The sequence below is a fragment of the Cognatishimia activa genome (assembly GCF_001458335.1).
GTDB classification, from domain to species: Bacteria; Pseudomonadota; Alphaproteobacteria; order Rhodobacterales; family Rhodobacteraceae; genus Cognatishimia; species Cognatishimia activa.
In genome coordinates this window covers 41,424-61,178 of sequence record NZ_CYTO01000020.1, presented here as the reverse complement: position 1 = coordinate 61,178, position 19,755 = coordinate 41,424, and the positions used below count along the sequence as shown (strand labels likewise).

The 19,755-nt window shown below is 55.4% G+C and carries 19 protein-coding genes and 1 riboswitch; of the genes, 10 read left to right on the top strand and 9 right to left on the bottom strand.

Annotated features, from left to right (window positions below; genetic code table 11):
• The first annotated feature begins 161 nt into the window (after nt 1-161).
• Complete coding sequence (locus TA5113_RS10080; RefSeq protein WP_058315111.1) at nt 162-941, top strand: 23S rRNA (adenine(2030)-N(6))-methyltransferase RlmJ; 780 nt, start codon at nt 162-164, stop codon at nt 939-941.
• 111 nt (nt 942-1,052) lie between these two features.
• Here the strand turns inward: TA5113_RS10080 and TA5113_RS10075 are convergent, their stop codons facing one another.
• Together TA5113_RS10075 and TA5113_RS10070 are read right to left on the bottom strand one after the other, a co-directional pair.
• Entirely contained in the window at nt 1,053-2,609 is a 1,557-nt protein-coding gene (locus tag TA5113_RS10075; RefSeq protein WP_058315112.1) for a 2-isopropylmalate synthase, read from the bottom strand.
• A gap of 11 nt (nt 2,610-2,620) precedes the next feature.
• A complete protein-coding gene (locus TA5113_RS10070; RefSeq protein ID WP_058315113.1) occupies nt 2,621-2,977 on the bottom strand; it encodes a cupin domain-containing protein in 357 nt (118 codons plus the stop codon).
• A 295-nt stretch (nt 2,978-3,272) separates the two neighbouring features.
• Between TA5113_RS10070 and TA5113_RS10065 the strand changes: the two genes are divergently transcribed.
• Nucleotides 3,273-3,935 (top strand): SDR family NAD(P)-dependent oxidoreductase, encoded by a 663-nt coding sequence (locus TA5113_RS10065; RefSeq protein ID WP_058315114.1) that lies wholly within the window; start codon nt 3,273-3,275, stop codon nt 3,933-3,935.
• An 11-nt stretch (nt 3,936-3,946) separates the two neighbouring features.
• Here the strand turns inward: TA5113_RS10065 and TA5113_RS10060 are convergent, their stop codons facing one another.
• The 4 genes from TA5113_RS10060 to TA5113_RS10045 all read right to left on the bottom strand — a co-directional run bounded on the left by TA5113_RS10060 (nt 3,947) and on the right by TA5113_RS10045 (nt 7,793).
• Complete coding sequence (locus TA5113_RS10060) at nt 3,947-4,819, bottom strand: alpha/beta fold hydrolase (protein WP_058315115.1); 873 nt, start codon at nt 4,817-4,819, stop codon at nt 3,947-3,949.
• Complete coding sequence (locus tag TA5113_RS10055; protein ID WP_082625878.1) at nt 4,816-6,309, bottom strand: tripartite tricarboxylate transporter permease; 1,494 nt, start codon at nt 6,307-6,309, stop codon at nt 4,816-4,818. The genes TA5113_RS10060 and TA5113_RS10055 overlap by 4 nt, the downstream gene beginning before the upstream one ends.
• Nucleotides 6,310-6,318: 9 nt before the next feature.
• Complete coding sequence (locus tag TA5113_RS10050) at nt 6,319-6,777, bottom strand: tripartite tricarboxylate transporter TctB family protein (protein WP_058315116.1); 459 nt, start codon at nt 6,775-6,777, stop codon at nt 6,319-6,321.
• 62 nt (nt 6,778-6,839) lie between these two features.
• Nucleotides 6,840-7,793, bottom strand: coding sequence for a tripartite tricarboxylate transporter substrate binding protein (locus TA5113_RS10045; protein ID WP_058315117.1), 954 nt, complete (start codon nt 7,791-7,793; stop codon nt 6,840-6,842).
• A gap of 134 nt (nt 7,794-7,927) precedes the next feature.
• Here TA5113_RS10045 and TA5113_RS10040 point away from each other — a divergent pair, with 134 nt between their 5' ends.
• Complete coding sequence (locus tag TA5113_RS10040; protein ID WP_058315118.1) at nt 7,928-8,950, top strand: LacI family DNA-binding transcriptional regulator; 1,023 nt, start codon at nt 7,928-7,930, stop codon at nt 8,948-8,950.
• Nucleotides 8,951-8,973: 23 nt separating this feature from the next.
• Here TA5113_RS10040 and TA5113_RS10035 read toward each other — a convergent pair whose 3' ends face one another.
• Entirely contained in the window at nt 8,974-10,374 is a 1,401-nt protein-coding gene (locus TA5113_RS10035; RefSeq protein ID WP_082625879.1) for an MORN repeat-containing protein, read from the bottom strand.
• Between the two features lie 145 nt (nt 10,375-10,519).
• Between TA5113_RS10035 and TA5113_RS10030 the strand changes: the two genes are divergently transcribed.
• Together TA5113_RS10030 and TA5113_RS10025 are read left to right on the top strand one after the other, a co-directional pair.
• Nucleotides 10,520-12,178, top strand: coding sequence for an NAD+ synthase (locus tag TA5113_RS10030; protein WP_058315119.1), 1,659 nt, complete (start codon nt 10,520-10,522; stop codon nt 12,176-12,178).
• A gap of 1 nt (nt 12,179) precedes the next feature.
• Nucleotides 12,180-12,665 (top strand): flavodoxin family protein, encoded by a 486-nt coding sequence (locus tag TA5113_RS10025; RefSeq protein WP_058315120.1) that lies wholly within the window; start codon nt 12,180-12,182, stop codon nt 12,663-12,665.
• A 19-nt stretch (nt 12,666-12,684) separates the two neighbouring features.
• Here the strand turns inward: TA5113_RS10025 and TA5113_RS10020 are convergent, their stop codons facing one another.
• Nucleotides 12,685-13,203 carry a Pr6Pr family membrane protein gene (locus tag TA5113_RS10020; protein WP_058316705.1) on the bottom strand — a complete coding sequence of 173 codons (519 nt, stop codon included), beginning with the start codon at nt 13,201-13,203 and terminating at the stop codon, nt 12,685-12,687.
• Between the two features lie 237 nt (nt 13,204-13,440).
• Nucleotides 13,441-14,364, bottom strand: a complete 924-nt coding sequence (locus TA5113_RS10015) for an MBL fold metallo-hydrolase (RefSeq protein ID WP_058315122.1) — start codon at nt 14,362-14,364, stop codon at nt 13,441-13,443.
• A gap of 91 nt (nt 14,365-14,455) precedes the next feature.
• Here TA5113_RS10015 and TA5113_RS10010 point away from each other — a divergent pair, with 91 nt between their 5' ends.
• The 5 genes from TA5113_RS10010 to gcvH all read left to right on the top strand — a co-directional run bounded on the left by TA5113_RS10010 (nt 14,456) and on the right by gcvH (nt 19,736).
• Complete coding sequence (locus TA5113_RS10010) at nt 14,456-14,890, top strand: DUF1801 domain-containing protein (protein ID WP_058315123.1); 435 nt, start codon at nt 14,456-14,458, stop codon at nt 14,888-14,890.
• A gap of 125 nt (nt 14,891-15,015) precedes the next feature.
• Entirely contained in the window at nt 15,016-16,341 is a 1,326-nt protein-coding gene (gltX, locus tag TA5113_RS10005; RefSeq protein ID WP_058315124.1) for a glutamate--tRNA ligase, read from the top strand.
• A 136-nt stretch (nt 16,342-16,477) separates the two neighbouring features.
• The gene (locus TA5113_RS10000) at nt 16,478-17,872 is read left to right on the top strand and encodes an MATE family efflux transporter (protein ID WP_058315125.1); all 1,395 of its coding nucleotides are present in this window, start codon (nt 16,478-16,480) and stop codon (nt 17,870-17,872) included.
• Between the two features lie 105 nt (nt 17,873-17,977).
• Nucleotides 17,978-18,063: riboswitch (glycine riboswitch) on the top strand.
• Nucleotides 18,064-18,218: 155 nt separating this feature from the next.
• On the top strand, nt 18,219-19,352 hold the full coding sequence (gene gcvT, locus TA5113_RS09995) for a glycine cleavage system aminomethyltransferase GcvT (RefSeq protein WP_058315765.1): 1,134 nt from the start codon (nt 18,219-18,221) through the stop codon (nt 19,350-19,352).
• Between the two features lie 24 nt (nt 19,353-19,376).
• On the top strand, nt 19,377-19,736 hold the full coding sequence (gene gcvH, locus TA5113_RS09990; protein WP_058315126.1) for a glycine cleavage system protein GcvH: 360 nt from the start codon (nt 19,377-19,379) through the stop codon (nt 19,734-19,736).
• The last annotated feature ends 19 nt before the right edge of the window (nt 19,737-19,755 follow it).

Below are 19,755 nucleotides of genomic sequence, written 5' to 3'. Positions count from 1 at the left end.
CTTATAGGACTGCGCTGGGGTTAGTGAAAGGGCGCGATCTTTGAAATCAGCGTTATTCCGCCAGATTCTTCGACCAATCGAATTTGGGTTTGTAAATTGACGTCTGTCCTGCCGTCAGAAACTCGGATAAACCCGAACAAGACCGGCGAAAAGGGCAGTTTATGCTTAGTTATCAGCACATTTACCATGCGGGCAATTTGGCGGACGTACAAAAGCATGCGCTTTTGTGTGCGATGCTTGAATATATGAGGCAAAAGCCCAAGCCGATGAGCTACCTTGAAACCCATTCTGGGCGCGCGCTTTATGATTTGAGCTCAGCGGAAGCCACGAAAACCGGTGAAGCGGAGGCAGGTATTGGGTTAGCGGAAAAGTGGTTCGCCGCTGAGCATCCATTTCGTCGCGCTTTGAAAGCGGTGCGCGATGGGTTTGGCGAACAGTCCTATGGCGGCTCGCCCCTATTGGCTGCCCAGCTTTTGCGCCCTGATGATAAGATGCATCTGGCAGAGTTGCACCCTCAGGAAGGGGATGCCTTGGAAGACGCCATGGTGATGTTTGACGCCAAGATTCATCGCCGGGATGGGTTTGAAATGGCGCAGGCTGTTTGCCCGCCCACGCCGCGACGTGGGATGTTGCTGATTGATCCGAGCTATGAGATCAAGACTGATTACGAAACGATCCCCAAACAGATCGCAAAGCTGCATCGCAAATGGAATGTTGGGGTCATCGCACTTTGGTACCCGATTTTGGCCGATGGCACGCACCTGCCGATGGTCACCGCATTGGAATTTCAGAACCTGCCGAAAGTTCTGCGTCACGAGGTGCGTTTCCCGGCGGCACGGGAAGGGCATCGCATGATCGGGTCGGGCATGTTTATTGTGAATGCGCCTTACGGATTGGACGATGAGGCTAAGCGCTTGACTGAGTTGTTCGGTAAGGCGTGATTTTGCAAAAAAGGGAGGGGCTTTGCCCCTCAGCGCTGACGCGCTTTCACCCCAGAGTATTTTGCAAAGGTGAATGCAGGGGCGCAGGTATGGGCCGCGCCCCAATTGGCATTACGCCATGTCTTTGTAGTTGATTTCTTTGGCGTCTACGCCATCACCCAGCTTGCCGCGACGCACCAGAAGGCGGTTCAGGGCGTGGATATAGGCTTTCGCGGAGGCCACCACCGTATCTGTGTCAGCACTTTCACCGGTGGCGATATTGCCATCCTCTGACAGACGCACCGAAACTGTTGCTTGCGCGTCGGTGCCAGCGGTCACGGCGTGCACTTGATAGAGCTCCAGCCTTGCGGTGTTTGGGTGCAGTTGACGAATGGCTTTGAAGGCCGCGTCGACGGGGCCATCTCCGCTTTCAATGGCGGTTTTCTCTTTGCCATCGATCTCCATCACCAGGGTCGCGTCCGCCGGACCTCCGGTGCCGCAGACCACACGCAGGGTTTTCAGCTTCAGCGTGTCGTTGGCGTCGTCCGTCCGCATCAGGGTGATGATGTCGTCATCAAACACCTCTTTTTTACGGTCCGCCAGATCTTTAAACCGAACAAAGATATCCTTGAGCTGGTTGTCGCCAACTTCAAAACCCAGCTGCTCCAGCTTGTCGCGCAGTGCCGCGCGACCGGAATGTTTGCCCAGAGGCAAAGATGTGCCGGACAGGCCCACGTCCTCTGGACGCATGATCTCGAAGTTTTCTGGGTTCTTCAGCATGCCATCTTGGTGGATGCCGCTTTCATGGGCAAAGGCGTTTTTGCCGACGATGGCTTTGTTTGGCTGCACCACAAAACCAGACACAGTGGAGACGCGACGGGAGATCGCCATGATCTTTGTCGTGTCGATCCCTGTGGTATAGGGCATAATATCGTTGCGGGTTTTCATGGCCATAACCACTTCTTCCAAAGCGGTATTGCCGGCCCGTTCACCCAAACCGTTGATCGTACATTCGATCTGACGCGCACCACCTGCGACAGCCGCCAGCGCATTGGCGGTCGCCATGCCAAGGTCGTTGTGACAATGCGTTGCGAAGATTACCTCATCCGCACCCGGAACAGTTTCGATCAGGCGTTTGATCAGATCGGCAGACTCTACTGGGGCTGTATAGCCGACTGTGTCTGGGATGTTGATGGTCGTCGCACCGGCTTTGATGGCGATTTCGATCACGCGGCACAAATAGTCCCATTCGGTCCGGGTCGCGTCCATAGGAGACCATTGCACGTTGTCCGTCAGGTTACGCGCATGGGTCACGGTTTCATGGATCTTGTCGGCCATTTCATCCATGGTCAGGTTTGGGATGGCCCGGTGCAAAGGTGACGTCCCGATGAACGTGTGAATGCGGTTTAGCTCTGCGTGTTTGATGGCTTCGGCGCAGCGATCAATGTCCGTCAGATTGGCGCGTGCCAGACCACAGATGCGGCTGTTTTTGCTGCGCTGGGCGATTTCGCTCACCGCGCGGAAGTCGCCTTCAGATGCAATCGGGAAACCCGCTTCAATAATATCCACGCCCATCTCGTCCAGCATCTCAGCGATTTCGAGCTTTTCTTCATGGGTCATCGTTGCGCCGGGGGATTGCTCGCCGTCGCGCAGGGTGGTGTCAAAAATGACGACTCGGTTCTTGTCCATTAGTCTTGTCCTTAGATATGCGGCTTGGGTGCAGGCTCTCGGCCGCTGTCCCCGGAATTTGGTTCACCCTTGGGTTCGATCAGAAGTACCTTCACCTCTGATTCAGCTTTCGGGCGGTGTACAACGCCTTTGGGCACGACGACAAGTTCGCCAGCGCCAAAGGTGACGGGATCGTGGTTTTCATACTCCATGGTCACCTCTCCCTCGAGGACGAGGAAGAAATCATCTGTGGTGTCATGTTTATGAAAAGGAAATTCGCCTTTGAATTTCACGACCATGATTTCGTTGTCATTATAGTTGGCGACCACGTGCGGGTCCCAGTGCGACGAAAACATCGCGAGCTTTTTAGCCAGATTTATCTTTTGCATGAATTGCGTTCCTAAACTCGTAGCGTGTGTGGGCTTCGGTGGGTACGGCGCGTCACTACTCCTCTGAGCACGCGCGCCGAGAAGGCCGCGCTCAGAGGCGAGTTAGGAGTAGGTCTAGACCACGCGCAAACGGCGCCGGGAGGCGCTGCAGGGATGCGATATGGGTCATCGTTTTCATGAGCTTGACTATACAGGGCAGTAAGAGAATGAAAAGTAGAAAAATTTGAGGTGGTCGTGAGTGGTGAAACATCCAAACTGCATTTGATATCAACCTTTCTGAGGCTATGTGCTCCCTATGGAACAGATACTTATCATTGGTGACAGTGGTGGCATTGGTGCTGCATTGCGAGAGGCATTTGAGGCGCGGGGTGCCCATGTTACAGGCCTGTCGCGCAGCGGAGATGGGTTTGATGTGACCTATCCCGGTCGGGCTGAAGCCGCATTGGAAAGTCTTCAAGGCCCATATGATCAGATTTGGATCGCGCTTGGGGTTCTGACTGGAGCGGCAGAGAGACCTGAAAAATCCCTAGCGGAGCTTGACGCCGTCGAGATGGTGGGCGTGCTGGCGGTAAATACCGTTGGTCCCGCGCTGGTCATGAAACACGCCAAACGTTTGTTGTCGCGGGATGGATCTGCGCGTCTGGTGGCGCTTTCGGCGCGTGTCGGCTCCATTGGCGATAATCGCGCGGGCGGCTGGTATTCCTATCGGGCTTCAAAGGCGGGGTTGAACCAAGTGCTGCATACCGCTGCCATTGAGCTTAAGCGCAGTCACAAACAAGCGGTATGCGTTGCGATGCATCCCGGCACAGTTGCCACTTCGTTTACGAGCGGTTTTCCCAGCGCGCCAAAAGTGACTTCAAAAGAGGCGGCACAAAACTTGATCAAGGTTGTAGAGGGATTACAGCCAGAAGACAGCGGAGGCTTTTTTGACTGGCGGGGTCATCCAGTGCCTTGGTGAGGCGGATACGGCTAAGACTGAAATCTCTTTAGCTCCATCATTGGATTCAAATCCAGCCACTCAGTGAGAATTGCCTGCGAAACAGCAGGTGACTCAAATAACACCCCATGCCCTCCATTAAGCAGCCAAAAGGACCCGTTTTCCAGTGCCGCGGCCATCGCTTTCTGCGCGCGCTGTGGGGCTTGCCTGTCCTGGATGCCCGCAATGACCAAAGTTGGTGTTTTGATCTCTGGTAGCGCGTCCCAAATGTTGTGATCGCGTCGGGCATCTAGGAGCTTTGCATAGCCGCCAGAGTTTATCGATGGGTCAGCAAAGGCCTCTTCAAACTCAAGGCGTGCGTTTAGCATTTGTTTATAGGCGTCTGGATCGCTCATACGAGCGTCGTCGGCACGCACATCCTGCAAGCAAAGGGCCCGCTCGGCGGCTTCCTTTCGCGGTAGATCAAGAAATTCTGACACATCAAATGATGCGCCGCCCGCTCCGCCCGACGTAGTTGATGTGAGAACCATGCTGGAAACGCGTGCCGGAGCCATATTGGCCATATGCAGCGCAGTCATACCGCCAAAGCTTTCGCCGATGATATGCGCGTCGTGCCAGCCGATCGCATCCATGTAGGAAAATGCGTCTTTGGCGTAATCTTGCATGGACCAAGCGCCGTCAGGCAGATCAGATCGGCCAATGCCGCGGGGTTCGAAGGTGGCGAGTTCGACCGCGTCCAACAATGGTGACGTAAGAAAGCGCCGCTTTAGTCGAAGGTCGAAATTAGACCCCCCCAGAAGCAGCACGCGCCCATGGGGATGCCCCTTTGGGCGCGTGCGCATGTGGAAAAGGGTTATTTGCTCCGTTGAGATCAGCCCCTCATTCGTGATTTCAAAGCCTTTCATTGCGCGACCTGACGGGTACGGGCGAGACCCAAGCGGATCAAGGGCAGGCACAATGCGATGGTGGCTGCTATAATCAGGACGAGCGCGATGGGGCTTTGGAAGAACGCGAGGAAGTTGCCGTCTTTCAGGATCAGCCCTTGGCGAAGCGTCAATTCGAGTGTCGGACCAAGCACCATGCCGATGACCAGAGGCGCCATTGGGAAGCCTTGGCGACGTAGGATGAAGCCGCCAACCCCGGCCAGTCCCATGACCAGCAAGTCAAACGGGTTGCCGCGCACAAAATAGATCCCAACGGCGCAGAGCAGCACGATAGCGGTCATCATATAGGCCTCTCGAACACGCAAAACAGGCGCGGCGATGCGAGACAAAAGGATTCCCAGCGGGAGCAAAAGAAGGTTAATCACAAAGAAACCGGTGAAGATTGCGCCGATGAGTGCCGGGTTATCTTCGACCAGTTTTGGTCCCGGCGTGATGCCGTGCAAGGTGAGTGTGGCGAGCATAACAGCAGTGATCGCGTCTCCGGGAATACCAAGCGCCATGGTCGGCACCAATGCGCCACCGGTCACAGCGTTGTTCGCCGCTTCAGATGAAACGATGCCGTCCGGCTCGCCTTTGCCAAAGTTCTCGCTGTTACGCGAAGAACGACGGCCTTCTGCGTAAGAAATAAAGGCTGCGGTCGCGGCTCCAGTGCCCGGCAGAACACCGATGACATTGCCGATAAGGACGGACTTTACCAGATTGCGGACCCGGCCGCTCCAATCTGACAGCTTGGGCAGAACGATGCCTTTGAAGCTCACAAGATCAGAGACTTCGTTCACTTTCTGGCTTGCTCGGATCAGGACCTCCGAAAGAGCAAAGACCCCAATAACGACCGCCAAGAGATTGAAGCCGGAATAGAGTTGCCATTTGTCGTAGGTGAAGCGGAACTCTCCAGTGATCGGGTCGCCGCCCACGAGGCTTAGGAAAATGCCGATCATGCCAGACAAAAGGCCTTTCACCACAGATCCGGTCGAAACCGACACGATACATGTCATACCCAATAGGATAAGCGCGAAGGTTTCGATGGGGCCGAACTCCAAAGCGAATGCCGCGAGTTCGGGGGCTGCAAAAATGAGAACCACCGCTGAGACGAGGCCGCCGATGACGGACGCGACAGTGGCCCAACCCAAGGCGAGCCCGGCTTCGCCGCGCTGCGCCATTGGGTAGCCATCCAAACATGTCGCCGCCGATTGCGGTGTGCCAGGGGTATTGATCAGGATGGCAGCAATGGAACCGCCGTAGACTGACCCCGCATAGACGGCGAGCAATAGGATGATTGCGGGCGCTTGGCCCATGGAAAGCGTGAAGGGTAAAACAATGGCAACGGCCACCGTGGACCCAATGCCCGGCATTGCGCCTAAGATGATGCCCAGAACTGTGCCCAGCACGAGAACCAAAATGCCTTCAATATTAAACAGCAGCGCAAAAGCGTCGGGTAGGGACGAGAGCATCTTGGTTCCTTAGAAATAATGGGTGAACGGAGATGTCGGCAGTGGCATGCCAAGCACATGGTTGAAGAGCAAAACCAATGCTCCGGGCACAGCGATTGCGTATCCAGTTAGGATTGCCGGATGGCGCATGCCAAACACCGGCAGGCAAATCAGCGTGAACAACGCGGATGTCAGAAAGAACCCGTACATGGTGAGCAGGTTTGTGTAGGCAATGCTTGCCGCCACCAAGATGATCAGCCTGAAAACGCCATCAATGGGCTGAGCCTTCACCGATTGCATCAGGGTCTGGCCCAAAGCTATGACAGTAAGACCTATCCACAAAACCAAAATGATCTGCGGGAAAAACACCGGAGAGTGGGCGCTGCCTACATCGGAAAAACTGAGAGTGAGGCTTGAGCGATAAAGCGCAACGGCACTGAGCAAGAGAGCCAGAAGCACAAAAACGCGCTCGTTGAGATGGCGAGACATGTGCGGAAACCTTTTTGGACTGGGTGGCGCAGGCTAACACGCGCCACCCAAAATGCGTGTCTTTAGAGACCAGCGGCAGAAATCAGCGCTTTGTTGGCGTCGTATTGCGCTCGGAAGAAAGCATTGAACTCTTCAGGGCCACGGTGGTTGATCACTGTGCCAGAGTTGTTCGCGAATTCTTGGAACCCATCGGAATGCACGGCGTCGTCGCATGCCTTGGCCAGTACATCAACGGTGCCTTGCTCCAGCCCGGCAGGCGCGAAGAGACCACCCCAGAGATAAAGCTCGTTGAGCGGTGCTGCGATACCAACTTCAGTCGCAGTCGGTACATCTGGGAAGCTGTCCAAACGCTCGGCGTTAAACACCATCAATGGGCGGAAATCGCCGCGTTTCATCAAGAGCTCGGTATCGCCGAAGAAATGGATGTTGCCCGCTGTCAGCTCTTTGATCGCTGGGCCGGAGCCCTTGAATGGCAGGTGTTTCACTTTATCCATCAGGTCGAGGCCAGAGAACGCCGAAACCATGGAGAGGTGGGTGATCGCACCTGGGCCGGATGAACCGAATACATATTTGCCTGGTTCAGCGTTCACCGCAGCGACCACGTCTTCCATGGACTGGAAAGGGCTATCATTGCTTACAAACAGCATGGTGGGGGATGCGGCAATTGAACAGATCGGCGTCCAGCTATCCACGCCATATGGAACGTTTTTGATCTGAGGCTGGATGGTGGACACGGTGATCGACATGTATGCCATCTGGTAACCGGTCGGTTTCTGACCTTGCAGCGCAGATGCCGCCACGGTGCCAGAGCCGCCGGACATGTTGGACACAAAAACGTTTTCGCCAACCGCTTCTTCAAAATGAGGAGCGAGACCGCGCAGCAATAGATCTGTGCCACCGCCTGCGTTGAAAGGGGCGATCAGGTTGATCGGACGTTCTGGGAAATCGGCAGCGACGGCACCGGTTGCAGCCAGGGCTGCGCCAAAGGCCATACCAATTGCGGATGTGAGTTTCATGTTTTCCTCCCTAATGAAGCTCAAATTTATGTAGATTGGTAACGTTGTCATTTAAATTGTTAACGTTGTCAATTTTAAATGACAACGTTGTCAGTCTGGGTCATTTGCGCTAGGGGTCGGTGGGGAGTATCGCAATGAACGACATCACAGCCAAACCAGCCCAAGACCGCGTCACCATCAAAGATGTGGCGAAAAAGGCAGGGGTTTCAGATATTTCCGTGTCTCGTGTGATGCGAAATGCCCCCAATATTTCGGCCAAATTGCGTGAGAAAGTGACCGCTGCAGCGGATGAGTTGGGCTATACGCCAAACCGTTTAGCGGGGGCGTTAAAAACCCGCAGCAGTAACTTGGTTGCGGTCATTGTGCCGTCGATGTCGAACGCCGTTTTTCCCGAAGTGCTTGATGGAATCGATTCGGTTCTGGCTGAAAATGGGTTTCAGGCGGCGCTTGGCATCACCCACTACGACAAAGAGCGCGAGCTTCAGGTTGTTCGTGACATGCTCGCTTGGTCTCCAATGGGGGTGATCCTTGCAGGGACCGATCAGGATGAGCGCGTCCGCCACTTGCTTCTCAAGCAAGCCATACCAGTGGTTCAAATGATGGATATCGACAGTGATCCCATACAGGTCGCCGTGGGTATGTCTCACCGCGACGCGGCCTATGAAGTGGCTGAGAGGATGGTCGCAAAAGGGTATAAGAAGTTTGGTTATATCGGGGCATGGGGCGAGCGCCCTGATCGTTCCAAACTACGACGTCTGAGTTTTGAAGAAAAACTAAGCGAACTAGGTTGCCCTTTGATTGCACGGCTGATCCGTGACGAGAATTCTTCGGTACAGATCGGCGCGCAGGCAACACAGGCTTTGTTGGCAGAAAACCCGGATATAGACTGCATTTTCTACGCAAATGACGACTTGGCCGTGGGTGGATATTTCCATTGTATGTCGCAAGGCATCTCTGTCCCAGAGGGCTTGGCCATCGTCGGATTCAACGGCATCGATCTTGGCCAAGCGCTGCCAAGTAAATTGACGTCTGTCAAAACGCCGCGCTTCACGATGGGCAAGGAATCCGCATCAATCCTCCTGCGCTGCCACAATGGGGCAGAGGTCGCGCCGATTCATGATCTTGGGTTTGAACTGATGCTGGAAGGCACCGCCTAATGCGGGGCTCTCTGAGGCAGATTCTAGTTCTGTTTCAGCGCGCCGTTTTCCCAATCGCCTGACGTTTCCTGCCCGGACGCATATTTCATTGTCCCTGCACCTTGGCGTTTGCCAGCCTTGAACGTGCCCTCATAGACATCGCCATTTGCGTAGGTCGCAACCCCTTGGCCGTCGATCTCGCCCGCTTTCCAAGCGCCTGTGTACGTGAAGCCATCTGGCATGGTGATTGTGCCTGTGCCGTCCCGTTGTCCGCTGACAAAATTGCCTTCGTAGATGGTGCCGTCTGTATAGGTTGCTTTGCCTTGGCCATGACGCTGGCCATCCGCCCATGCGCCTTCGTACCGGTAGCCATCGGAATAGGTCATCACGCCTTGACCGTGGTTTTTCGCGTTCTGGAATTCGCCCTCATAGACAAGTCCATTGGCATAGGTCGCTTTGCCGTTGCCCTGGATAACCCCGCCTTGCCAGTCGCCCTCGTATACTGAGCCATCTGGGTAGGTGATCATGCCTTGGCCATCCGCAAGATCCTCGCGGAAACCACCGACGTAGATCGAGCCATCCGGATAGGTCACAGTGCCGTTGCCTTGGATCTGCCCGGCGACCCAATCGCCTTCATATTTGTACCCATCTGCGCCGATAAATACTCCGGTGCCTTCACGTCGGTCGCCTTTGAAGTCACCTTCATAAATATCGCCATTGGCATAGAGCACCCGACCAAAACCTTCGCGCTGGCCGCCCACCAGAGTGCCCTCGTAGACATCGCCATTGGGTTGGGTCAGCTTACCTTGCCCGTCAATTTGTCCAGCGCTCCAAAGGCCTTCATAGACCAACCCATCTGGCATGGTCAGCGTGCCGGTGCCTTGGCGTTCGCCAGCCAAGATCGCGCCGTTATAGACCGCACCGTCTGGATAAGTGATCGTGCCGGACCCTTCTTTAACACCATTCACCCAATCACCGGCATAAACGTAGCCGCCGGGAGAGCGCATGGTGCCTTGGCCGTGGTGCATAGCATTCACGAAACCACCTTCATAGGTCACACCATTGGCGTAGGTCGCAAAACCCTGGCCGGTGATTTTCCCATCGACCCATTCACCCTCATAGGTGCCGCCGTCAGTGAAGGTGATCTTACCGATACCTTCTGGTTTGCCTTTAACAAATTCGCCCTCGTAAAGAGAACCATTGGGGAAGCGCGCCTGACCCATGCCCTGAATTTCGCCATCCACCCAGGCGCCGGTATATTCGTAGCCATTTGGCAAACGATAGCTGCCGGTTCCGTGCTGCAATCCGTCTTTAAAGGTGCCCTCATAGACACCCCCATCGTCATATTGCTTTGTCAGAACTCCGCTATCCTGGGCAAGCGTGGGGCCAGCTGTTGCGATAGCGGCGATCATTGCCAAGGTGGAAACTGCGTATTTGAAAGTCATTTCTTGCCCCTGCTGGCCTGCGCCTTGCGCGAAATCTAGTCTAGCCGCGTCAAGGGAGCAACGCCTTTTGCCGCTTTGCACTTTTCCTTAGGCGCAGTTCTGCTAAATCTTGCTCAAGTTCATATGATACGGCTGCGGAGCAAGTATGTCAGATAAATTCCGAGTGACGTTAGCACAGGCAAACCCGACCATGGGCGACATTGCTGGCAACGCAGCAAAGGCAAAAATCGCCTGGGACGAGGGTAAGGCCGCTGGCGCAGATCTGGTTGCGATGCCCGAGATGTTCATTCTTGGCTACAACCCGCAGGACTTGGTCATGAAGCCGGCTGTTCAAGCCGCATGCCTGGAAGCCATCAAGCAGCTGGCTTTGGACTGCGCCGATGGTCCTGCTTTGGCGATTGGCGGGCCCTATGCCGACAATGACAAGCTTTATAATGCTTATTTCGTTCTGAATGGCGGCAAGATCGTTAGCAAGCAGCTCAAACACCACCTTCCGAATTACAACGTTTTCGACGAAGTGCGTCTGTTTGATAGCGGCCCGCTGGGTGGCCCTTACGCGGTTGGCAACACGCGCGTCGGCTCTCCGATCTGCGAAGATGCTTGGTTTGAAGATGTGGCGGAAACGTTGGAAGAAACCGGCGCGGAATTTCTGTTAGTCCCCAATGGGTCGCCTTACTATCGCGACAAATTCGATCGTCGCATGAGCCATATGGTGGCGCGCGTGATCGAGACGGGTTTGCCGCTGATTTACCTGAATATGGTGGGAGGTCAGGACGATCAGGTCTTTGACGGTGGCTCATTTGTTTTGAACCCCGGTGGGCACCTGGCAGTGCAGCTGCCGGTCTTTGATGAAATGATCGCGCATGTAGATCTGGTGCGGGCGGAAGATGGCTGGGTTGCAGAGCAGGGGGACCGCCATCTGTTGCCATCGGGCGAAGAGCAAGACTATCGCGTCTGTGTCGAAGCGCTGCGCGACTACATGGGAAAGACCGGTTTCAAAAAGGTACTCTTGGGCTTGTCTGGCGGGATCGACTCCGCGCTGGTCGCCACCATCGCCGTGGACGCGCTGGGCGCAGAAAATGTGCGCTGCGTGATGCTGCCATCAGAATACACCTCGCAAGGCTCGCTCGACGACGCTGAAGACATCGCAATACGTTTGGGCGTTCACTACGACTACGTGCCGATCAAAGAAGGTCGTCAGGCGATCACCAACACGCTTGCACCGTTGTTTGAAGGCTTAGATGAAGGCCTGACCGAAGAAAACATCCAGTCCCGCCTGCGCGGTTTGCTGTTGATGGCGATGTCAAACAAATTCGGCGAGATGCTCCTGACCACAGGCAACAAATCCGAGGTGGCCGTAGGCTATGCAACCATCTATGGCGACATGAATGGCGGCTATAACCCAATCAAAGACATGTACAAAACCCGCGTCTTTGAAACCTGCCGCTGGCGGAACGACAACCACCGCGACTGGATGGACGGACCAGCGGGCGAGGTCATTCCAGTCTCGATCATCGACAAGCCGCCTTCTGCGGAGCTGCGCCCGGATCAAAAGGACGAAGACAGCCTACCGCCTTATGATGTGCTTGACGGCATTCTGGACCTGCTGGTGGATCAAGAGAAATCCGTCGCTGATTGCGTGGAGGCGGGCTATGAGCGCGCTACGGTCAAGCGGGTCGAACACCTGCTCTACATCAGTGAATACAAACGCTTCCAATCCGCACCCGGTGCACGGTTGTCCAAGAAAGCGTTCTGGATGGACCGGCGCTATCCGATTGTGAACCGGTTCCGGGACGAGAGTTAATTTGGCGCAACTTCTGATCATATACCACTCGCGCACAGGCGGTAGCCAGCAGATGGCAGAAGCAGCATATGAAGCTGCGCGATCAGAATGTGACACTCACCTTATTCGGGCCGCAGACGCGCAGGCCGACCACTTAATCAAGGCTGATGGGTACATTTTTGTGGCCCCAGAAAATCTCGCGGCACTTTCAGGCGAGATGAAAGAGTTCTTTGATCGGTGCTATTACCCGGTTTTGGGAAAGCTTGAGGGCCGCCCCTATGCGCAAATGATCTGTGCTGGGTCAGATGGTGAGAATGCCGTGCGCCAGTTGGCGCGGATAGCGACGGGATGGCGGCTCAAAGAAGTGCAGCCACCCATGATTGTGAACACCGCGTCACAGACCAAAGAACAAATACTGGCTCCAAAGACGATCAACGAAAAAGACCTCGCGACATGCCGCGAGGTCGGTCAAGCACTAGCAGCGGGACTTGCGCTCGGCGTGTTCTGACAAAAGGCCAAGGCGAAGCTTACGCTTCGGACACAGCCCCTCGGCCCATTACGCGGGCGATACCAACCAATATTGCCCCTGAGACGTAAAACAGCACACCTAAGCCCACGACATATGCACTTACGCCGGGCCAGCCGATGTCTTTCGGGTTGAGGAAGAAGTACGGATAGGTGCCATCAAAAGCGCCGCGCAGCAGGACAAAAGCCACATAGCCAATCGGGCATGCCAACCAGATCAACGGGTGCTTGAATGTCAGGCCCTGTTTATTTGCAAAAGCCAACCAAAACACGAGCGCTGCAATTGGGACGATCGTGTGCTGGAAGAGGTTCACAACGATATCGCCACCCTCAGGGTGATGGGTTGAGGACAGTAGCACATGGTAGACGATGCCAACGAGAACGATCCAAACGGTTAGAGCAGTGCTCCAACCCGGACCCGCAAGGCGGCGGTTGGCAAACTGAATTGCGAAGAAAATGCCGACACTAAACATCATTAAGTTGGTGAAATAGCGGGCTTGTGACCAGATCGCGGCCAGCAATTGATCACCCTCTTTGGTGATGTCGATATAGGTCTGTAAGGCCAGCGCACCCAGGCCCCCGCCGCAATAAGGCCTGCGCCCGCCCGCTGAATTGTTGTCATAGCTCTCTCCCTAGCACGCAACGTTTTCCGTGGGAGCGCCTCTGGTCAAGGGTGGCGTTGCGTAAAGCAGTTGAGCGCACCTAACCCCGATGGCGAGCGCGGGTCACTCCGGTACTGACGTTTTAAAGAGCCGATATCAGAGCATCAGTTGATAGCTCGACGCAACATAGTGGTAGCCTTCGCCTTTGCTTTCCACGTATCCCACGCCGGGGAATGGCATGTGGTAGCCCACAAATGGGATGTTATCCGCGGCCATCATATCAAGCATCTTACGGCGGGTCGCGGCTGCTGCGGCTTTATCCATATCAAATCGCACTTCCCAATCTGGGAAGCCCAAAGACCAAACATAGTGATTGGCGAAGTCCGCGCCCAACACCAGCTGCTTACCATTGCTTTCGATGCGATAGGCCATGTGGCCGGGTGTATGGCCAAAGGCACTCATCGCGGTGACGCCGGAGGAAACGGAAGCCCCATCGCCGATCATTGCGAATTTCTCAGCCAAGGGGCGCACTTTGCCCTCAAACCGTTCGTTCTCGGCACCAGCCCAGAAGTCAAACTCAGTTGAGCCTGTCACATAGCGCGCGTTTTCGAAGGTTTCGCCAGCGTCTCCCATCAGCCCACCGATGTGGTCGCCATGCATATGCGTGATGACGACCGTGTCGACTTGATCCGCAGTGTAACCAGCTTGTTTAAGGGCGCTTGCGATGCCCGCTGGGTTCAATCCCGTGTCAAAAAGGATTAGCTCGGAGCCAGTGTTGACTACGGTCGGCGTAAAGAAGAACTGCGCTTTGTCCGTTGGAATGCGCGCTGCCTCGGAGGCGGCTGCGAATTCTTCAGGGGAGACGTTCATGCCGAAGATTTTTTGCGGTTCTTCGACGGTACGCGTTCCGGCCAGAAGCGTCGTGACCTCAAAATTACCAACTTTCATACGGTTGAACCGGGTTGCAGCAATGCCTTTCATCTCTGCGGCACCGCGCACTTGGCTCGCGGCGGCGATCAGCGGAAAAGATGCCCCTGCCAGCATCACATCTCTGCGGGATAGTGTCTTCGCGCGTTCCATGGCATCCTCCTTTTGAACTCGCCTTAAAGGGTAAGGCGATTCTGAAACTTTCAAGGTAGCGTTTGCGTGAGGACGCTTTTGGAGGCGAAATATGGCGCAGGCAAAAAACAAGACCGTTGCTGAAACTACGGACCCAAAGGCGTTTATTTCCAGTGTGGAACACCCAACCCGCCGCGCAGATGCAGAGATACTTTTGGAACTATTTTCTGGCGTGACCGGCTATGACGCGGTCATGTGGGGCAGCTCGATTATCGGATTTGGAAAATACCATTACGTCTATGACAGTGGTCGTGAGGGCGACTTTTTGGCCACCGGCTTTAGCCCACGGAAATCAAACCTCTCGATCTACATAATGCCCGGCTATCAAGACTACGGGGATATTTTGGCCCGACTTGGGAAACACAAAATGGGCAAAAGCTGTCTCTACGTGAATAAGCTCGCCGATATTGATCTGGATGTGTTGCGCGAGCTTATTCGCGCTGGCTTGATTGATTTGAATAAGAAATGGCCTGTTGCGCCGAAATAGGAGCGTATTAGGAGAAAGGCGCATCCCTTACTGCCGAAGAGCCGTTGAAATCCCCTTAGGCCGCGCATTTTCTGGACAAAGCCACCGCCATATGAGACAGAGCGGCCCGAACAACGGAGACTCTGATGACCACCACACGATTTGCCCCGTCGCCCACGGGCTATATCCACGTTGGCAACCTGCGCACCGCGCTGATGAACTTTCTGATCGCCAAAAAGGCGGGTGGGACGTTTATTCTGCGCATCGATGATACGGACCCGGAACGGTCCAAGCAGGAATATGTGGATGCGATTCAGCAGGATCTGGAATGGCTGGGCCTGACCTGGGACAAGATCGAGCGTCAGTCAGAGCGTCTGGATCGTTACCATGCGGCGGCTGATAAGCTGCGCGAGATGGGGCGGTTTTATGAGTGTTTTGAGACACCGACCGAGCTGGACCTCAAACGCAAAAAACAGCTGAACATGGGCAAGCCGCCGGTTTATGACCGTGCAGCTCTGAACCTGTCTGACGATGAGCGCGAGGCGCTGCGCGCTGAGCGCGGCAATGGGCACTGGCGCTTTAAGTTGGATCAAACACGGATCAATTGGGTGGATGGTGTTCTGGGCGATCTTTCCATTGATGCGGCTTCTGTCTCTGATCCGGTTTTGATCCGAGGCGACGGCCAGTTCCTTTATACGTTGGCATCCGTGGTGGATGACACGGAAATGGGCGTGACCCACGTGGTGCGTGGCTCGGACCACGTGACCAACACGGCGACCCAAATCCAAATGATCGAAGCGCTGGGCGGCACCGTCCCGACCTTTGCTCACCACTCACTGCTGACCGGCCCGCAGGGCGAAAGCTTGTCCAAACGTCTTGGCACACTTTCTTTGCGTGATCTGCGCGAAGCCGGTGTCGAACCGATGGCCTTGCTGAGCCTGATGGCACGTCTTGGTTCCAGCCAACCAGTGGAACTGCGCGGCTCGATTGATGAGATCGCCGAAGGCTTCGACGTGGACCAATTTGGATCCGCTCCGACCAAGTTCGATGAACAGGATCTCTATCCGCTAACCGCCCGTGTCTTGGGAGAACAGGACCTGTCCGGTGTCGCTGAAGACGTTGCCGCTGCGGGCGTTCCAGCAGAACTTGCAGAGCAATTCTGGACGGTTGTGCGCGAAAACATCACGACCCGTAAAGACATCGCCCCTTGGTGGGACCTCTTTGCCAATGGGGCAGAACCAGTGATTGATGACGAGGATAAAGAATTCGTCGCGCAGGCCATGACGCTTCTGCCAGAAGGGCCTTTTGACGGCGACACCTGGGGCACCTGGACCAAGGCCGTGAAAGAAGCGACGGGCCGCAAAGGGCGTGGTCTCTTCATGCCATTGCGTAAGGCACTGACTGGTCAGAGCCACGGTCCTGATATGTCCGCGGTTCTGCCGTTGCTGCAGGTGATCAAAGCCCGCGGTTAAAAACCCAAAGAAACCATAGTCAGGCCGTCCTTCTGGGGCGGCCTTTTTGTTTGAGCCATTGTCACTGTGCAATTTTGCAGATTGGAAATGGTTCGCCCCCGTGTTCTGTTAGGCCACGGACAGAACGGGGGCTCTCATGGCCGAAGCACAAGCGAAATTTCTAACCGGCAGCTTATTCCGGCATGTGGTGGTAATGTCTGCCACGTCCTCGATCGGTCTCATGGCGATCTTCCTCGTGGATTTGGTGGACATGCTGTTCATCTCGATGCTCGGTAAAGACGAGTTGGCGGCGGCTGTAGGGTATGCGGGCGCGATCCTGTTCTTTACCACCAGTTTCGGCATCGGCATGGCCATTGCGGCGGGGGCGCTGGTGGCCCAGGCTTTGGGGGAAGGGGATCGGCAAAAGGCTGGGCGGCGCGCGGCGACGTCTTTGCTTTATGGCTTTATTTTTGCAGCGATTTTTTCAGCCATCGTTTGGTTTAACTTGGAATATCTCGCAGGCCTTATGGGCGCGAGCGGGGTCACATTAGAGCTGGCTGTCGGCTATCTGCAGATCATCATCCCAACCCTGCCGATATTGCTGATTGGTATGGTCAGCGGTGCGATTCTGCGCGCTCACGGGGACGCACGGCGGTCCATGATGTCGACCATTATTGGCGGCGCTGTGAATGCGGTTCTCGACCCGATCTTGATTTTCGGTTTGGATATGGAACTTTCGGGCGCCGCGTGGGCCTCTGTGGCGGCTCGTTTCGCGATTGCTTTCTGTTCACTCTATCCTGTGATCCGTTTCCATAACGGGCTGGATAAACCAACGCCTGCCCAGTTCCGTGTGGATTTAACCGCCATCGTCGGAATTGCAGGCCCTGCAATCCTAACGCAATTGGCGACGCCAATTGGGCAGGCCTACGTCACGCGCACAATGGCAACTTATGGCGAGGATGCGGTCGCCGGAATGGCCATCGTCGGTCGTTTGACGCCAGTCGCCTTTGGAATGATCTTTGCTTTATCGGGTGCGGTCGGCCCAGTGATCGGCCAAAACTTTGGAGCGGGACAGCATGATCGCGTCCGCATAGCGTTCCGCGAAAGTCTTTTATTCACAGCCATATGGGTGCTTGGGATGACCGCGTTGCTATTCATGCTCCGAGGTCCGATCCTTGCGCTCTTCAGCGTCGCAGACGGCACCATGGCGGCGACTTTGGTTCTTCTTTTCTGCGGGCCGCTCGCTTTAGCGTTCTTCTTTAATGGCGCGCTTTTCGTGTCGAATGCTGCCTTTAACAACTTGGGCCATCCGTTTTATTCCACGTGGCTCAACTGGGGCCGCAACACTTTGGGCACGATCCCACTGGTCTACTTCGGTGCGCTCTGGTTTGGCGCGCCGGGGGTTCTTATTGGCCAAGCATTGGGCGGTGTGATTTTCGCTCTGATTGCCATGTTATTGGCGAAACGGGTGATGGGATTGCGCAAAGACCATACCCATGCTCCTTTTGCGCGTCAGGCGCGATTGATGTCCCTTTTTCACTTCCGGCGGTGATGCTGACAAATTGAGCAAAGGGCAAAAAAAATCCAAATTGCTGTCACGCCTGTCGGAAAGAGGCTTGTTTATGTCGTCTTTGCCCTCTAGTTTCACCGTCAAGCTAAGGTGACTCGGGAGAACCGGGTAGCCCGGTGCCGAAGGAGCAACCGCCCCGGAAACTCTCAGGCCAAAGGGACCGCTGTCACCCGCTGAACTCTGGAGAGTGGTGCTTGAGCACCCGCCGAAGGGATAACGATCTCAGGCGAAAGGACAGAGGGGGCATCGCGCGTAAGTGTGAACTTGCGCAAATGTGATGCCGGACACCTTCCAAAAAGGTCTGCTCCGGAAAGAAGGAGCGATGATGATGGCTGAGACGGGTGATCTGGAACACACGCCGCTATTTGATCTGCACGTAGAGCTTGGCGCTAAGATGGTGCCATTCGCGGGTTATTCCATGCCAGTGCAATACCCATTGGGGGTTATGAAAGAGCACCTACATTGCCGAGGGCAGGCGGGTCTTTTTGACGTAAGCCATATGGGGCAAGTGATCCTGCGTGGCGAAAGCTATGACGCGGTGGCCAACGCGTTTGAACAACTGGTGCCCATGGATGTGGTTGGCTTGGATGCCGACAAGCAGCGGTACGGGTTCTTTACCAATGATGAAGGCGGCATCGAGGATGACTTGATGTTTGCGAACCGCGGTGACCATCTTTTTGTGGTCGTGAACGCTGCCTGCAAAGAGGCCGACATCGCACGTATGAAAGCTGCGCTTGAGCCAGCCGTGACAGTCGAAGTCGTCACTGACCGCGCTTTGATTGCCCTACAAGGTCCAGCTGCAGAAGCCGCTTTGGCGCGCTTGCATCCGTTTGTTGCCAATATGACCTTCATGGACGTAGTGACCGCAAACCTGCTGGACGCAGAATGTTGGATTTCCCGTTCGGGTTACACCGGCGAAGATGGGTTCGAAATCTCTGTGCCGAGTGACATGGCAGAGGCGCTTTGCCGGGCGCTGCTTGAGATGGTTGAAGTCGAACCCATCGGCCTGGGGGCGCGCGACAGCTTGCGCCTTGAGGCAGGGCTTTGCCTTTATGGCAACGATATCGATGCCACCACCAACCCCGTCGAAGCGGGTCTCACTTGGGCCATGCAAAAGGTGCGCCGTGCCGGAGGCGACCGTGAAGGTGGCTTCCCGGGGGCTCCACATATCTTTAGCGCATTGGCGGAAGGTGTGGCCCAGAAACGCGTTGGTTTTTTGCCTCAGGGTCGTGCGCCTATGCGGGCTGGAACCCCGATTTTTGCCTCCCAAGAGGGTGGCGAGCAGATCGGTTCGGTTACGTCCGGCGGATTTGGTCCGTCAGTCAATGGACCCGTCGCGATGGGATATGTCGGCAGCATCCACGCCGCCACCGGAACCGAACTTTATGGCGAAGTCCGCGGAAAACGCATGCCACTCACCGTGGCAAAGCTGCCGCTTATCCCCGCCAATTTCAAACGCTGAACACGAGATACACAGGAGAATCCCATGAAATTCACAGAAGAGCACGAATGGCTGCGCGTCGAAGGTGACGTTGTTGTGGTTGGCGTAACCGCTCACGCGGCGGAACAGCTGGGCGACGTTGTTTTCGTCGAACTGCCAGAGGTCGATACAGAAGTCTCTAAAGACGACGAAGTTTGCGTGATTGAGTCCGTGAAAGCCGCCTCTGACATTCTCGCGCCATTGGATGGCGAGATTGTCGAAGTGAACGAAGCGCTGGTGGATGAACCGGGTAAAGTGAACGAAGACCCGATTGGCGACGCATGGTTCTTCAAAATGAAGGCCGCGGATCTGAGCCAGATGGACGACTACATGGACGAAGCGGCTTACAACGATTTCATCGGGTAACCCTACTCAACAAGAACCG

What these genes read in the sequence shown, in the direction of transcription:
- TA5113_RS10075 (WP_058315112.1), bottom strand. Translation starts at nt 2,609, where the DNA reads ATGGACAAGAACCGAGTCGTCATTTTTGACACCACCCTGCGCGACGGC.
- TA5113_RS10045 (WP_058315117.1), bottom strand. Translation starts at nt 7,793, where the DNA reads ATGAAACTCACATCCGCAATTGGTATGGCCTTTGGCGCAGCCCTGGCT.
- TA5113_RS10070 (WP_058315113.1), bottom strand. Translation starts at nt 2,977, where the DNA reads ATGCAAAAGATAAATCTGGCTAAAAAGCTCGCGATGTTTTCGTCGCAC.
- gcvH (WP_058315126.1), top strand. Translation starts at nt 19,377, where the DNA reads ATGAAATTCACAGAAGAGCACGAATGGCTGCGCGTCGAAGGTGACGTT.
- TA5113_RS10065 (WP_058315114.1), top strand. Translation starts at nt 3,273, where the DNA reads ATGGAACAGATACTTATCATTGGTGACAGTGGTGGCATTGGTGCTGCA.
- TA5113_RS10040 (WP_058315118.1), top strand. Translation starts at nt 7,928, where the DNA reads ATGAACGACATCACAGCCAAACCAGCCCAAGACCGCGTCACCATCAAA.
- TA5113_RS10000 (WP_058315125.1), top strand. Translation starts at nt 16,478, where the DNA reads ATGGCCGAAGCACAAGCGAAATTTCTAACCGGCAGCTTATTCCGGCAT.
- gcvT (WP_058315765.1), top strand. Translation starts at nt 18,219, where the DNA reads ATGGCTGAGACGGGTGATCTGGAACACACGCCGCTATTTGATCTGCAC.
- TA5113_RS10060 (WP_058315115.1), bottom strand. Translation starts at nt 4,819, where the DNA reads ATGAAAGGCTTTGAAATCACGAATGAGGGGCTGATCTCAACGGAGCAA.
- TA5113_RS10050 (WP_058315116.1), bottom strand. Translation starts at nt 6,777, where the DNA reads ATGTCTCGCCATCTCAACGAGCGCGTTTTTGTGCTTCTGGCTCTCTTG.
- TA5113_RS10010 (WP_058315123.1), top strand. Translation starts at nt 14,456, where the DNA reads ATGGCGCAGGCAAAAAACAAGACCGTTGCTGAAACTACGGACCCAAAG.
- TA5113_RS10035 (WP_082625879.1), bottom strand. Translation starts at nt 10,374, where the DNA reads ATGACTTTCAAATACGCAGTTTCCACCTTGGCAATGATCGCCGCTATC.
- gltX (WP_058315124.1), top strand. Translation starts at nt 15,016, where the DNA reads ATGACCACCACACGATTTGCCCCGTCGCCCACGGGCTATATCCACGTT.
- TA5113_RS10055 (WP_082625878.1), bottom strand. Translation starts at nt 6,309, where the DNA reads ATGCTCTCGTCCCTACCCGACGCTTTTGCGCTGCTGTTTAATATTGAA.
- TA5113_RS10015 (WP_058315122.1), bottom strand. Translation starts at nt 14,364, where the DNA reads ATGGAACGCGCGAAGACACTATCCCGCAGAGATGTGATGCTGGCAGGG.
- TA5113_RS10030 (WP_058315119.1), top strand. Translation starts at nt 10,520, where the DNA reads ATGTCAGATAAATTCCGAGTGACGTTAGCACAGGCAAACCCGACCATG.
- TA5113_RS10080 (WP_058315111.1), top strand. Translation starts at nt 162, where the DNA reads ATGCTTAGTTATCAGCACATTTACCATGCGGGCAATTTGGCGGACGTA.